Genomic DNA, 14,647 nt, shown 5'->3' on the forward strand with positions numbered 1-14,647 from the left:
CGGCGGTCCCACCTGACCCCATGCCGAACTCAGAAGTGAAACGCCGTAGCGCCGATGGTAGTGTGGGGCCTCCCCATGCGAGAGTAGGGAACTGCCAGGCATCCATCAAGTAAGAGAGCCCTGAACACGCGTTCAGGGCTTTTTTACGTCCGCAGAAAGCTCAGAAATGCGTAAAAGCTAACCTTTTTTCAGCCAGCTGACGATAAAGTCTGCGATGTGATCAGGCTGATTGATATCCAGCAGCGGCAGATCCAGCGCCAGTGCTTCATCGCTGGCTACGGCAATAACATATTCATCCAGCAACTCTTCTGCCTCACCTTTTACACCACGCCGCCACAGTGCAATTTTTGTCACTTTCTCATCCCTGAATCCTTCAACCAGTATCAGATCCAGCGCTGCGCTGTTCATCTGTGCTGCCAGATGTTGCAGAGAGGCGGGTTCATCAGGCGTTTCACACATCAGCGCCCAGCGCCGCTCGCTGGCAACCATCACCTGATCGGCGCCCGCTTTACGTAAAACGTAGCTGTCCTTGCCTGGCGTATCGATCTCCAGCTGATGATGAGAATGTTTGATCAAACCGGTCCGCACACCGCGCTGTTTTAACAGCGGTATCAGCGATTTAAGCAGTGTGGTCTTGCCGGTACCGCTCCACGCGGCAATGACGAGTAAAGGTACGTCCATTATTCTCCCTGCTCCTGTGCCAGATCGTCTGCGGTATTAATATTGCGAAATACCCTCTCATCCTCCTCAAACAGCACTGCGTGACCGCCGCTGGCGCGCAAAAACTGCATCAGACGCCGTTCGCCGCGTGCGAGATACACGGCGAGTTCATCAGCCACCGCCCGGTTAAGCAGAGCCAGCACCGGATGATCGCGCATGGCTGACCTGACCCAGACCGCTGGCGCTTCTGCGCGCTGTTGCCACAGCCGCAGAACGAAATCCTGAGGTATATAGGGTGTATCACAGGCGCAGAAAACGACCCACTCACTCTGGCTATGGCGTAACCCGCTCAGCATACCTGCCAGCGGTCCGGGCCAGTCAGGTAATGTGTCGGTTATCACCTTACAGCCGCTTAACTGATATTGATCAAGGTGCCGGTTAGCGCTGATCAGCACACTATCTACCTGTGGCTGCAGTCGCTGCAGAACATGCTGATAAAGAGGCTGATTGTGCAGCTGCACCAGCCCCTTATCACGGCCTCCCATACGACTACCCTGGCCGCCTGCCAGAATAACGCCGGTAAATACGGGCATGGTTGTCTCCTTTAATGAACCCGTGCAGTGTAAAGCAGTGTGATGAGGGATCCGCTATGAAAAACCATCGTCTTAACGAACTGATTGCGCTTCTGCAGCCTGCCTGGCAGCAGGAGCCAGAATGTCACCTGCTGGCCTTTTTACACAAGCTGGCGCAGGAGGCGGGCTTTCATGGCCCGTTAAGTGAATTACGCGACGACATATTGATTTACCATCTCAAAATGCGTGATGCCGACAGCACGACAGAAATACCCGGTATCAGAAAAGATTACGAAGCAGACTTTAAAACGGCACTGTTACGCGCACGCGGTGTGATCAAGGCTGACGAGTAGTGCTATCCTTGCGCATCTACTGCAAAGGTAACATACAGGGCCGAAAATGAACGACGCTGCCTTTAATTTTCATACGCTGGATCCGGATGCCATCCTCGATGCTTTATGGGATACCGGGCTGCGGGTGGAGTCAGGCTTAACGGCACTGAACAGCTACGAAAACCGCGTTTACCAGTTCAGCGATGATGAAAACCGGCGCTACGTCGCTAAGTTCTATCGTCCGCAGCGCTGGAGCCGGGAACAGATCCTTGAAGAGCATGCGCTGTCGCTGGATCTGCTGAATGACGACGTGCCGGTAGCGGCACCGCTTACGCTACAGGGCAGCACGCTTAACCAGCATGCCGGATTTATGTTTGCCGTGTTTCCCAGCGTTGGCGGTCGTCAGTATGAAACGGATAACGAAGAACAGATGGAGTGGACAGGACGTTTCCTCGGCCGCATGCATCAGACCGGCTGCCGTAAACCTTTTGTCCGGCGTCCGACGCTGGGTCTTGAGGAGTATATCCTGCAGCCACAGCAGACGCTGGCGCACAGCGAGCTGGTGCCAGCAAGGCTTAAAGAGAGCTTACTGAAGGCGCTGGATAGCCTTTTTATCACGCTGCAGCAGAGCTGGCATACAAAGTGGCAGCCGTTGCGCCTGCACGGTGACTGTCATCCGGGCAATATTTTGTGGCGCGACGGCCCGATGTTTGTTGATCTGGATGACGCGCGCACCGGTCCGGCCGTGCAGGATCTCTGGATGCTGATAAACGGCGACCGGCAGGAGCAGCGTATTCAGTGGGATATCCTGATAGAGGCGTATAACGAGTTTGGTGATTTCGATTTACATGAATTGACACTGATTGAGTCTTTACGCGCCATGCGCATGGTTTATTATCTGGCCTGGGTCGTACGCCGCTGGCAGGATCCCGCTTTTCCGCGTGCGTTTCCCTGGATGACTGATGAGGATTTCTGGCGCCGGCAGATTGCCCTCCTGATTGAGCAGGAGCGACTGTTGCACGAACCCCCATTACGGCTTGGTCCGCAATTTTAATAACGTACTCAGGAGATAGGTTAACAATGAAAAAAATCTGGCTTGCGCTGGCGGGAATGCTGCTGGCATTTAGCGTATCAGCGGCGCAGTTCACCGACGGTAAACAGTATGTCACGCTGCAGAAACCGGTGGCAGGTGAACCGCAGGTCATGGAGTTCTTCTCCTTTTTCTGCCCGCACTGCTATCAGTTTGAACGTGTTTATCACGTCAGCGACGCGGTGAAGAAGAACCTGCCGGCTGAGACCAAAGTGACAAAATATCACGTCGATTTTCTCGGCGGCGATTTAGGCCCGGTGGTCACGCATGCCTGGGCAGTGGCCATGGCGCTGGGCGTGGAAAGCAAAGTTACCGCACCGATTTTTGATGGCATTCAGAAAACGCAAACCATCACCGATCCGGCCAGCCTGAAAGAAACCTTTATTAAAGCAGCAGGGATCTCAGCTGGCGATTATGACGCTGCCTGGAACAGCTTTGCGGTGAAAGCGCTGGTTGCGCAGCAGCAGAAAGCGGCTTCTGATGTTAATCTGCAGGGCGTTCCGGCTATTTTCGTCAACGGCAAATATATGGTTAATAACGGCGGTCTCGACACCAGCTCTATGGAGAATTTTGTCGCCGATTATGCCAACGTGGTTAAGTTCCTGGCTGAAAAGCAGTAACGCGCCACCCTTAAACGCTGGCAACGCCAGCGTTTTTTATTTCTTACCCTCATTTATTCTTTTTCCTGCCTGCACTCTGTAGTGATATCCACATGGACGATCGCGTTTTCAAAATCGCGTTCTGCGTCACGGCAACTTATTAACCTATTGTAAATAAATAGTTATTATCTGCTTATTATTTTTCTCATGCTAAAAAAATAGCGCCTTATGAAATTTGCGCACAAAGTTATCCACAGAAAGATCGTTGCGATCCACGTTTGATAACCGTGAAAAAAAGCCCCTCTCTCCCGTGTTCATTCAACATTTTTCTCAGGTTGTGGCATCCTTATAAGCCTGAATCTCGCAACGAAGAAACCTTAACACTATGGCGAAAATCGCAGAAAATCCCCTGATTCTGGTAGACGGATCCTCTTATCTCTACCGTGCATATCATGCCTTTCCGCCACTGACCAACAGCGCGGGCGAACCTACCGGCGCGATGTATGGTGTGCTCAACATGCTGAAAAGTCTGTTGATGCAGTATCAGCCCAGCCATGTGGCTGTGGTCTTCGATGCGAAAGGAAAAACCTTCCGCGACGAACTGTTTGAACACTACAAATCTCATCGTCCGCCGATGCCTGACGATCTGCGTGCGCAGATAGCACCGCTGCATGAGATGGTAAAAGCGATGGGGCTGCCGCTGCTGGCTGTATCGGGCGTGGAGGCAGACGATGTTATCGGTACGCTGGCACTGGAAGCGGGCAAACAGGGGCGCAGCGTACTGATCAGTACCGGTGATAAAGATATGGCGCAGCTGGTCACGCCAGAGATCACACTGATCAATACCATGAGCAATACCGTACTGGGACCGGAAGAGGTTGAAGAGAAATATGGTGTGCCGCCGGCACTGATCATCGATTTTCTGGCGATGATGGGCGACAGCTCCGATAACATTCCCGGCGTACCCGGCGTGGGAGAGAAGACCGCACAGGCGCTGCTGCAGGGGCTGGGTGGTATGCACGCCATTTATGACAATCTCGATAAAGTGTCCGGTCTGTCATTCCGCGGCGCGAAAACCATGGCGGCTAAACTCGAACAGAACCGCGATGTGGCCTTTCTCTCTTACCAGCTGGCGACCATTAAAACCGATGTGCCACTGGAGGTCAGTTACGATCAACTGACGGTAAACCAGCCTGACGTTGAGACGCTGCAGACGCTGTTTGCCCGCTTTGAATTCCGGCGCTGGCAGGCCGATCTGCAGGAAGGTAAGTGGCTGCAGGGTAAAAAGAGTAATGTGCAGGCGCAGAGCGCTCTGGCTGATGAGCCTGAGGCTGCGGAAGCTACCAGCGTGCTCTCCGCGGACGGGTATGTCACTATCCTTGATGAGGCAACCTTTAGCACCTGGCTCGATAAGCTGAAGCAGGCTGAGGTGTTTGCATTCGATCTCGAAACGGATTCACTCGATACGCTTAGCGCCACCATTGTCGGTATCGCGTTTGCTGTCGCCCCAGGGGAGGCTGCCTACCTGCCGGTTGCGCATGACTATCTGGACGCACCCGATCAGCTCGATCGCACTGACGTGCTGACGAAATTAAAGCCGTTGCTGGAGGATGAACGCGCGGCGAAAGTGGGGCAGAACCTGAAATACGATCGCGGCGTGCTGAAAAATTACGGTATTGAGCTGCGCGGCATCCGGTTTGACACCATGCTGGAGTCCTACTGCCTGAACAGCGTTGGCGGCAAGCATGATATGGATAGCCTCTCTGCGCGCTGGCTGAATCACAAGACGGTCACGTTCACAGAGATCGCCGGCAAAGGTAAAAATCAGCTCACGTTTAACCAAATTGCGCTGGAGCAGGCGGCGCACTATGCGGCGGAAGATGCCGATGTGACGCTGCAGCTGCATCAGCAGATGTGGCCAAAACTGGAGCAGGAGGCGGGCCCGAAACAGGTCTTTACCGATATCGAAATGCCTCTGGTTACGGTGATTTCGCGCATTGAGCGTAACGGCGTGCTTATCGATCAGAACATCCTCGCCAGACATTCGCAGGAGCTGACAACCCGCCTCTCTGAGCTGGAACTGAAGGCGCATGAACTGGCGGGAGAGCCGTTTAATCTCTCCTCCACCAAACAGCTGCAAACCATCCTGTTTGAAAAGCAGGGCATTAAGCCTACGAAAAAGACACCGGGCGGCGCGCCGTCAACCAGTGAAGAGGTGCTGGCCGAGCTGGCGCTTGATTATCCGCTGCCAAAAGTCATCCTGGAACATCGCGGGCTGTCGAAGCTGAAATCTACTTACACTGATAAACTGCCGCAGATGATTAATCCGGTCTCAGGACGCGTTCACACCTCTTATCATCAGGCGGTCACGGCGACCGGCCGGCTATCCTCGACCGATCCGAACCTGCAGAACATTCCGGTTCGCAACGAAGAAGGGCGCCGGATCCGTCAGGCCTTTATCGCCGGTGCAGATAAACGCATTGTTGCTGCGGACTATTCTCAGATTGAGCTGCGCATCATGGCGCATCTGTCGCAGGATAAAGGTCTGCTGGAGGCCTTTGCGCAGGGAGAAGATATTCACCGCGCCACGGCAGCGGAAGTGTTTGGTTCCCCGCTGGAAAAGGTCTCAGCTGAGCAGCGCCGCAGCGCCAAAGCGATTAACTTCGGCCTGATTTACGGCATGAGTGCGTTTGGCCTCTCGCGTCAGCTGAACATCGGTGCCGGTGAAGCGAAGAAATATATGGATCTCTACTTCGAACGCTATCCGGGCGTACTGCGCTATATGGAAAAGACCCGCGATCAGGCGGCGTCTAAAGGTTACGTAGAGACGCTGGACGGGCGTCGTCTGTGGCTGCCGGATATCAAATCCAGCAACGCTATCCGCCGCAAAGCCGCTGAGCGGGCGGCCATTAATGCGCCGATGCAGGGCACTGCAGCGGATATCATCAAGCGGGCGATGATTGCCGTGGATGGCTGGCTGCAGCAGCAGAACAGTGATGATGTGAAGATGATCATGCAGGTACACGATGAACTGGTATTTGAGATCCACAAAGACGCGGTAGAGAGCGCCAGCGAGAAAATCCGTCAGCTGATGGAGAGCAGTATGTCGCTGGATGTACCGCTGCTGGTGGAAGTGGGTGTCGGTGATAACTGGGATCAGGCGCACTGATCTAACTCGCTGCCTGTTAAACATTTTTTTGGAAATTAAACTACAGCCGCTGTGCGAAAGTGTGACGGAGCTGGTAAAAATTATGTCAAAAGCTGAAATTGGATCACAAAAAATCCTTTGTCGGTCAGAAAAAATCAGGTAAAGTTCGTCGCGTAGGGTACAGAGGTAAGATGTTCTATCTTTCAGACCTTTTACTTCACGTAATCGGATTTGGCTGAATATTTAGCCGCCCCAGTCAGTTATGACTGGGGCGTTTTTTATTGGGCTTTTTTCACCCGGCAACGCTGCCGTTACTCAGCCGGCTGGTTATCTGCGTCACCTTCACGGGCCGGCTCAAGTTCGCTGAACCAGGTATCCAGTTTCTGACGCACCTTGTCCACGCCCAGCTTTTTCAGCGAAGAGAACATCTCAACCTGCACGTCGCCCATAAAGCCCAGCGCGGCTTCGCGCACCATGTTGAGCTGCGCTTTACGTGCGCCAGAGGCGAGCTTGTCCGCTTTGGTCAGCAGCACCAGTACCGGAATATTGCTGCTTACGGCCCACTCAATCATCTGCTGATCGAGATCTTTAAGCGGATGGCGAATATCCATCAGCACCACCAGCCCTTTCAGCGCCTGCCGCTTCTGCAGATACTCTGCCAGCGCACGCTGCCATTTACGTTTCATCTCCTCAGGCACTTCGGCATAGCCGTAGCCGGGCAGATCCACCAGACGTTTGCCTTCAACCACTTCAAACAGGTTGATAAGCTGAGTGCGCCCCGGCGTTTTACTGGTGCGCGCCAGACTTTTCTGGTTGGTCAGGGTATTAAGCGCACTGGATTTGCCTGCATTTGAGCGCCCGGCAAAGGCTACTTCAATACCCGTGTCGGCCGGCAGATGACGGATATCTGGCGCACTGAGCATGAAGTGAGTGATGTGATAATTCAAAGCAGACAAAATAGACTCCAGCTGATAGATACGGACTAATGGCGCTGATTATACCTGTTATGGCGCAAAAGTACCCGACAGCCGTAGCCCTGACAAATCGTGTAAGAGATCGCCGATTTTTGCTGCCAGTTTTAGCTTAAAAATAAAAAGTTCAATATTTTTTTATTATTATAATACAATGAATTGCGCATTATTTTGCTCTTTTCCCTTTAAAAAAGAGCGAGATCTTACTTGTTGATTTGGCACTTTCGTCTACATTTGGTGTCAGTGCAAGGCAGCACCCATCAGGATGATGCGCTCAGGAGTGTCCGGAAGACCAGGAGCATGGCAGGAGTACGATTCAGGCAGGAATCGGGAATGGACAGGGATTACTCGCAGGAGCGATATGGCGACGGAGCGACCGGGACGTTGAGAGCCGTAAAGGATTTATTCAGAGTTTCCTTCGTACGAAGGTGCGAAATAAGGCGATAGCAAAAGCTATCGCCTTTTTTCTTTGTCTGCTTTCTGCTAGATTTCGCCGCAATTCTATACTGAACTCACCAGGCATCACTGAGACCGGACATCATGAAGCAACCTGCACCCGCCCAGCGTGGCAAACCCGCTGCTAAAGCCAAACGTAAATCGCGTGAAGAACTGAATCAGGAAGCGCGCGATCGTAAACGCGATAAAAAGCATAGCGGCCATAAATCGGGCAGCCGCACCAGCCCGACGGCGCAGAGCAGCGGCAGCGCACAGACTAAAAAAAGCAGCGATGCCCGCATTGGCAGCAAAAAACCGGTGGCGCTGGTGGCTGACGGCAAAACGCAGCCCGTGACAAAAGCGGCACCTCAGCCCAAAGCGAAAGCGCAGAAAGTACGCCTGACGCCTGAAGAGGAGCTGGCGAAGCTGGAGAACGATGAACGTCTCGACACGCTGCTCGATCGCCTGGAAAAAGGCGAGACGTTGAGCGGTGAAGACCAGGCGTGGCTGGATGAGACGCTGGACCGCATCGATGAGCTGATGGAAACGCTGGGGATCGCGCTGGATGATGACGCCGAAGATGAACAGGCTGAAGAAGATATGATGCGCCTGCTGAAAGGGCAGTAATCCCGTTACCGGACGGCATGCGCCGTATCGCATGCCGCGCTGAACAGGTATTCGACAATGTTTTGGCCTGGATCAATTTTAGCGCTGCTGCTCACATGTTATATCCTCTGGTTATTGTTTAAACTACGCCGCCTGTCGCGCCTGAAGTCGCGTTTACGGCGGCGTTCTCTTCACCGCTTCACTGACCCTTCTGCGCGACCTTTCCGGACCACACGCCACCGAAAGAGGTAAGCATGACCGCGCAGCAGATAGAATGGGATCAGCAGCTGGTGGAGAAATACAGCGGCTCAGGCCCGCGTTATACCTCCTATCCTACCGCGCCGGAATTCAGCGAAACTTTTCGCGCCGCAGATTTTGAGCAGGCTGCTACCCGTTATCCTCACCGGCCGCTCTCTCTTTACGTGCATATCCCGTTCTGCCACAAACTGTGTTACTTCTGCGGCTGCAATAAAATAGTGACGCGCCAGCGGCAAAAAGCTGATCGCTATCTGAATGCGCTGGCGCAGGAGATTGCCTGTCGTGCTCCGCTGTTTGCCGGTCGCCGGGTGACACAGCTGCACTGGGGCGGTGGCACGCCGACCTTTCTTGACGGAGCGCAGATAAGCCGGCTGATGGCGCTGCTGCGGCATCACTTCGCGATAACGGATGATGCTGAAATGTCGATCGAAATCGATCCGCGTGAGATCGCGCCAGCCACGATCGATCATCTGCGGACGGAAGGATTCAACCGTCTGAGCATCGGGATCCAGGATTTTGATCGGGCGGTGCAGGCGCGCATTAACCGGATACAGGATGAAGCGGCCATTGGTGCGCTGGTAAAGCGCGCGCGCGAACAGGGTTTTCGTTCGGTCAGTTTCGATCTGATCTACGGTCTGCCGCTGCAGAGTGCGGAACGGTTTGCGCTGACGCTGCAGCGGGTGATCGCGCTCGCTCCCGACCGTCTGAGCCTGTTCAGCTATGCGCATATGCCGGCGCTGTTTGCGGCACAGCGCAAAATCAAAGCAGCAGACCTGCCCGACGGCGCGCAAAAGCTGCTGATCCTGCAGCAGAGCATTGCCACACTGACCGCCGCAGGTTACCGGTTTATCGGGATGGACCACTTCGCCCGGCCGGATGATGACCTGGCGATCGCACAGCGCAGCGGTCTGCTGCACCGCAATTTTCAGGGCTACACCACGCACGGTGAGAGCGATCTGCTGGGGCTGGGCGTGTCTGCCATCAGCATGCTGGGCGACAGCTATGCGCAGAACCGGAAAGCGCTGAATGAGTGGTATGCAGGGGTGGAACAGCAGGGTAGCGCGCTGTGGCGCGGATTAACGCTGACGGAGGACGATCGTCTGCGGCGTGAGGTGATTAAACAGCTTATCTGCAACTTCACGCTCGATTTTGCCGCCGTGGAGGCGCAGTGGCCGATCGTGTTTGAGGACTATTTTGCCGACGATCTGGCACAGCTGGCTCCGCTGGTGGCGGAGGGGCTGGTTTGCTATGAGAGGCGGCGTATAACGGCGACCGGACGCGGTCGTCTGCTGATCCGCTCTGTCTGCATGTGTTTCGATCGCTACCTGCGGCAGAAAAGCCGCCAGCAGCACTATTCCCGGATCATCTGAATAACAAAGGGAGCATACGCTCCCTTGCTATTAACTGAACAGGCTCGCCGTAATGGCGCATACCACAGCAGCCAGCGCAGTCTGCGGCGAATGGGCCACCGCGCTGCCAATGGCTGCCAGATTATGCGCTATTGTCAGCATGACAGATTGCAGCATGATACTTCTCTCCCGATTACCGCGAATATCATACTCACCGGTAACGGTCTGTACAGCCTGTGCGTGCAAAAAATCAGCAGAAGCGCCGCTGATGTCGCAGCGTTACTCCATGCCCAGCTCTTTAAGTTTGCGCGTCAGCGTATTGCGCCCCCAGCCAAGCAGGCGTGCCGCTTCCTGTTTATGCCCCTGAGTGTGACGCAGCGCCGTGGTCAGCAGCGTACGCTCCATCTCCGGCTGCGCTTCAGATAACAGGTTCTGATGACCGGAACGCAGCGCGCGATCGGCCCACTGCGCCAGCAGCGTGGCCCAGCTGTCCGGCAGCGACTGCACCGGACTGTCAGGCGTGGCGGATTCAAACAGCTCCGGCGGCAGATCCTGAATCAGCACTTCCTGACCGGCGGCCATGACCGTCAGCCAGCGGCAGGTGTTCTCCAGCTGGCGCACGTTGCCCGACCAGTGCAGGCGGGTCAGCGCCGTTTCCGTTTCCGGATGCAGGATTTTAGCCTCAACGCCCAGCTCGCGTGCGGCAACCTGCAGGAAGTAGCGTGCCAGACGCGGAATATCTTCGCGGCGCTCACGCAGCGGCGGAAGATGTACCCGAATGACATTGAGGCGGTGGAACAGATCCTCACGGAATTTGCCTTCCTGCACGCGCAGCTCAAGGTTCTGATGCGTGGCGGCAATAATGCGCACGTCCACTTTTACCGGCGCGTAGCCGCCCACGCGATAGAACTGACCGTCTGCCAGCACGCGCAGCAGACGCGTCTGCACATCCAGCGGCATATCGCCAATCTCATCAAGAAACAGCGTGCCGCCATCAGCCTGTTCAAAGCGCCCCTGGCGGATCTGATTGGCGCCGGTAAACGCGCCTTTTTCATGCCCGAACAGTTCAGATTCAATCAGGTCTTTCGGGATCGCCGCCATATTCAGCGCGATAAAAGGCGCCTTGGCGCGCGGGCTGTGGCGGTGCAGCGCATGCGCGACCAGTTCTTTACCGGTTCCCGACTCACCGTTAATCAGCACGCTGATGGAGGAGCGTGACAGACGGCCAATAATACGGAACACATCCTGCATCGCCGGCGCTTCGCCGATGATGTCGGTTGTCGGGCCGCTGACGGGCTGATTGCGCGGCTGCTGCTGCTCCTGATAGTGGCTGATGGCGCGCTCGACCAGCGCTACCGCCTCATCGATATCAAACGGCTTGGGCAGATAATCAAATGCGCCCTGCTGATAGGCACTGACGGCGGCATCAAGATCGGAGTGCGCCGTCATAATGATGACCGGCAGCATCGGATGACGCTGCTTGATCTGCTTCAGTAGCGCCAGGCCATCCATGCCCGGCATGCGAATATCTGACAATAGTACGTCCGGGGTTTTGCTGGCGAGTGCATCCAGCACCTCACTGGCGCTGTCAAACGTCGCGCAGCTTAAACCGGCTCCAGTGAGCGCGCGTTCAAGCACCCAGCGGATGGAGCTATCGTCATCGACGATCCAGACTATCCCTCGTTGCATAGAAACCTCACTGGCGAATGGGCAGGTAGACCGAAAACTCGGTGTGACCTGGCCAACTGTTAAATTCAATTTTTCCGGAGTGCTGATCGATCAGGCTGCGGGCGATAGAGAGTCCGAGACCGGTACCCCCTTCGCGTCCGCTGACCATGGGATAGAACAGCGTATCCTGCAGCTGTGCCGGTATGCCCGGCCCGTTATCTTCCACATCAATACGTGCCACCAGCCGGTAGCGCGTGCCGTGCAGCGTCAGCTGAAAAGCGGTACGCGTACGCAGCACGATGGTACCGCCCTCTGCGCCGAGCGCCTGCAGCGCATTGCGTACGACGTTAAGCAGCACCTGTTCAATCTGGTCAGGATCGTGCGGCAGCTCCGGCAGGCTGGGATCGTAGTCGCGTACCAGCGTTATGTTGTCCGGCAGCTCCATCGAGACCAGCTTGACCACGCGCTCCGCCACCTGATGAATGCTCTGCGTAACGTGCAGCCCCGGCTGCTGCGGGCCCAGCAGACGATCGACCAGGTTGCGCAGCCGGTCTGCCTGCTCGATGATAACGTTGGTGTATTCGTTCAGCGACGGGTCAGGTAGCGCGCGCGACAGCAGCTGTGCCGCGCCGCGCAGGCCGCCAAGCGGGTTTTTAATCTCATGCGCCAGGCCGCGCACTAAATCGCGTGCGGCAACCTGCTGAGCATGCTGGATCTGCTCCTGGCTGAGCCGGCGCTGATTGTCCATCGGCGCCATCTCCAGCAGGATCAGGCCGTCCGGCAGACGCTGCGCGGTCAGCGACATGATGTGCGCGCGTCCATCGACCACCAGCGTGACTTCGCTGTCGGTAAAGCCCTGGCCTGCGGCCAGGCTCTCGCGCATCACGTCAAGATTGAGCGAAAAGTAGCCGGTCAGCTCCGGCAGCGGCGTACCGAACAGCTTACGCGAACTCTGCGCCAGCAGCTGCTGCGCAGCCGGATTGGCATAGTGGATCACCAGCCCGTCATCGACCAGCAGAATACTGTTTATCAGGGAGTTGAGAATCTGCCCTGCGTCGGGCAGTGAGCCAGCAACCATACCACGATCCTCTGCACCAAATGGGTGCACTATAGCGTTTTGGGATGGAAAACTCCCCGATAACGGCAATTTTGCGGTGAAAAAAACCCATCCGGAGATGGGCTAAAGTTTCCACGGCAACAAAAAAACGTTGTCCTCTTTTGCCCGGCCTGGCGGACAAAAGAGGTGAATGGCCATTTAAACGCTGTAGTAGAGTTCAAATTCAACCGGGTGTGGCGTCATGCGAACGCGATCAACATCTGGCTTGCGCAGTTCGATATAAGCATCGATAGCGTCATCAGTGAATACGCCGCCGCGGGTCAGGAACTCGCGATCTTCATTCAGCGCGTTCAGTGCTTCTTCCAGAGAACCGGCTACTTTCGGGATCTCCGCTTCTTCTTCCGGCGGCAGATCGTAGAGGTTTTTGTCCATCGCATCGCCAGGATGGATTTTATTGATGATACCGTCGAGGCCAGCCATCAGCAGCGCAGTAAACGCCAGGTATGGGTTAGCCGCTGGATCCGGGAAGCGCGCTTCAATACGGCGGGCTTTCGGGCTGGCAACCACCGGAATACGGATGGAGGCTGAGCGGTTACGCGCGGAGTAAGCGAGCATAACCGGCGCTTCATAACCCGGCACCAGACGCTTGTAGGAGTTGGTGGTTGGGTTAGCCAGGGCGTTAATCGCTTTAGCGTGCTTGATCACACCGCCGATGTAGAACAGCGCGGTTTCAGAGAGGCCGCCGTACTTATCGCCAGAGAACAGGTTTACGCCACCTTTAGAGAGTGACATATGGCAGTGCATACCGGATCCGTTGTCACCAAACATCGGTTTTGGCATAAAGGTTGCGGTCTTGCCGTAGGCGTGCGCAACGTTGTGCACGACATACTTATAAATCTGAATTTCATCCGCTTTTTTGGTCATGGTGTTGAAGCGGGTTGCCACTTCGTTCTGACCAGCGGTTGCCACTTCGTGGTGATGTGCTTCTACAACCAGACCCATCTGCTCCATGGTCAGACACATGGCAGAACGGATATCCTGAGAGGAGTCAACCGGTGGTACCGGGAAGTAGCCGCCTTTCAGACCCGGACGGTGGCCTTTGTTGCCGCCTTCGTACGCTTTGCCAGTGTTCCAGCACGCTTCAATATCATCGATAGCGACGTGTGAACCTGAAGTCGATGAACCGAAACGGATATCGTCAAACAGGAAAAACTCTGGCTCAGGTCCGAACAGCACGGTGTCAGCAATACCGGAAGCGCGCAGGTACTCTTCAGCGCGCTTGGCGATGGAGCGCGGATCGCGATCGTAACCCTGCAGCGTGCCTGGCTCGAGGATGTCACACCGGATGATGAGGGTCGGGTCTTCGAAGAACGGGTCCATCACCGCAGTGGTGGCATCCGGCATCAGCACCATGTCTGATTCGTTAATGCCTTTCCAGCCACCGATGGATGAACCATCGAACATTTTGCCTTCTTCAAAGAAGTCTGCGTTAACCTGATGAGCAGGAATGGTGACGTGCTGTTCTTTACCTTTAGTATCGGTAAAACGCAGATCGACGAACTTAACTTCATGCTCGTTCATCATCGAGAGAACGTGTTCAGCGGACATACTCAACTCTCCTGGAAATGGTCATCTGTTGTCGTGGTGAGAGAACTCAAAATGCCTGGAATGTGTCACGACTACTGACCACCCCTGACTAAGATCCCGGCAAGCTATTCAGCCATCAGGCCACTGTCGTTTGCACTTAAAAAAGATAAAGCGAATTCTGTGCCAACTTTTTTTAAGTGCAATAAATAGCGCTGTGCGGCGCGCTGCGGTGCATCAGCAGCTGCACCAGAACAGACGCATTGCTTTATTATGGTGCAAAAAGATGCGCTGATGGCACTAAAATGGTGCATAAAG

13 protein-coding genes and 1 rRNA gene are annotated in these 14,647 nt (G+C 55.2%); 7 read left to right on the top strand and 7 right to left on the bottom strand.

The features are described 5' to 3' along the window. A 5S ribosomal RNA gene (gene rrf / locus C1Y41_RS18095) occupies positions 1-100 on the top strand; the annotation flags it as partial. Positions 101-177: 77 nt separating this feature from the next. Here the strand turns inward: rrf and mobB are convergent. Both mobB and mobA read right to left on the bottom strand, forming a co-directional pair. Next, a complete protein-coding gene (gene mobB / locus C1Y41_RS18100; RefSeq protein WP_104086034.1) occupies positions 178-681 on the bottom strand; it encodes a molybdopterin-guanine dinucleotide biosynthesis protein MobB in 504 nt (167 codons plus the stop codon). Next, positions 681-1,253: a molybdenum cofactor guanylyltransferase MobA gene (gene mobA / locus C1Y41_RS18105; protein ID WP_104086035.1), complete on the bottom strand. Its 573-nt coding sequence runs from the start codon at positions 1,251-1,253 to the stop codon at positions 681-683. Before mobA ends, mobB begins: the two co-directional genes overlap by 1 nt. 56 nt (positions 1,254-1,309) lie before the next feature. Here mobA and C1Y41_RS18110 point away from each other — a divergent pair, with 56 nt between their 5' ends. The 4 genes from C1Y41_RS18110 (at position 1,310) to polA (ending at position 6,422) form a co-directional block, all read left to right on the top strand. After that, positions 1,310-1,585, top strand: coding sequence for a YihD family protein (locus C1Y41_RS18110; protein ID WP_039381361.1), 276 nt, complete (start codon positions 1,310-1,312; stop codon positions 1,583-1,585). A 46-nt stretch (positions 1,586-1,631) separates the two neighbouring features. Continuing rightward, complete coding sequence (locus C1Y41_RS18115) at positions 1,632-2,618, top strand: serine/threonine protein kinase (RefSeq protein ID WP_039381359.1); 987 nt, start codon at positions 1,632-1,634, stop codon at positions 2,616-2,618. Positions 2,619-2,644: 26 nt separating this feature from the next. Further along, positions 2,645-3,274 carry a thiol:disulfide interchange protein DsbA gene (gene dsbA, locus C1Y41_RS18120; protein ID WP_039381357.1) on the top strand — a complete coding sequence of 210 codons (630 nt, stop codon included), beginning with the start codon at positions 2,645-2,647 and terminating at the stop codon, positions 3,272-3,274. 364 nt (positions 3,275-3,638) lie between these two features. Further along, positions 3,639-6,422, top strand: coding sequence for a DNA polymerase I (gene polA, locus C1Y41_RS18125; RefSeq protein WP_104086036.1), 2,784 nt, complete (start codon positions 3,639-3,641; stop codon positions 6,420-6,422). A 290-nt stretch (positions 6,423-6,712) separates the two neighbouring features. Here the strand turns inward: polA and yihA are convergent, their stop codons facing one another. Beyond that, the gene (gene yihA, locus C1Y41_RS18130) at positions 6,713-7,357 is read right to left on the bottom strand and encodes a ribosome biogenesis GTP-binding protein YihA/YsxC (RefSeq protein ID WP_039381353.1); all 645 of its coding nucleotides are present in this window, start codon (positions 7,355-7,357) and stop codon (positions 6,713-6,715) included. A 555-nt stretch (positions 7,358-7,912) separates the two neighbouring features. On the opposite strand from yihA, the gene yihI reads away from it, so the two are divergent. Continuing rightward, positions 7,913-8,434 (top strand): Der GTPase-activating protein YihI, encoded by a 522-nt coding sequence (gene yihI / locus C1Y41_RS18135; RefSeq protein WP_039381350.1) that lies wholly within the window; start codon positions 7,913-7,915, stop codon positions 8,432-8,434. A gap of 233 nt (positions 8,435-8,667) precedes the next feature. Then, positions 8,668-10,041, top strand: coding sequence for an oxygen-independent coproporphyrinogen III oxidase (hemN, locus tag C1Y41_RS18140; RefSeq protein WP_039381347.1), 1,374 nt, complete (start codon positions 8,668-8,670; stop codon positions 10,039-10,041). A 30-nt stretch (positions 10,042-10,071) separates the two neighbouring features. On the opposite strand, the gene C1Y41_RS19945 is transcribed toward hemN, so the two are convergent. The 4 genes from C1Y41_RS19945 to glnA form a co-directional block, all read right to left on the bottom strand. Next, complete coding sequence (locus tag C1Y41_RS19945) at positions 10,072-10,197, bottom strand: YshB family small membrane protein (protein ID WP_139239666.1); 126 nt, start codon at positions 10,195-10,197, stop codon at positions 10,072-10,074. A 102-nt stretch (positions 10,198-10,299) separates the two neighbouring features. Continuing rightward, positions 10,300-11,709, bottom strand: a complete 1,410-nt coding sequence (gene glnG / locus C1Y41_RS18145) for a nitrogen regulation protein NR(I) (protein WP_039381345.1) — start codon at positions 11,707-11,709, stop codon at positions 10,300-10,302. A gap of 7 nt (positions 11,710-11,716) precedes the next feature. After that, positions 11,717-12,766 carry a nitrogen regulation protein NR(II) gene (gene glnL / locus C1Y41_RS18150; protein WP_039381343.1) on the bottom strand — a complete coding sequence of 350 codons (1,050 nt, stop codon included), beginning with the start codon at positions 12,764-12,766 and terminating at the stop codon, positions 11,717-11,719. 177 nt (positions 12,767-12,943) lie between these two features. Next, positions 12,944-14,353 (bottom strand): glutamate--ammonia ligase, encoded by a 1,410-nt coding sequence (glnA, locus tag C1Y41_RS18160; protein WP_039381340.1) that lies wholly within the window; start codon positions 14,351-14,353, stop codon positions 12,944-12,946. Positions 14,354-14,647 lie beyond the last annotated feature (294 nt).

It is taken from the genome of Pantoea sp. ICBG 1758 (assembly GCF_002928325.1).
Taxonomy (GTDB): Bacteria; Pseudomonadota; Gammaproteobacteria; order Enterobacterales; family Enterobacteriaceae; genus Pantoea; species Pantoea eucrina.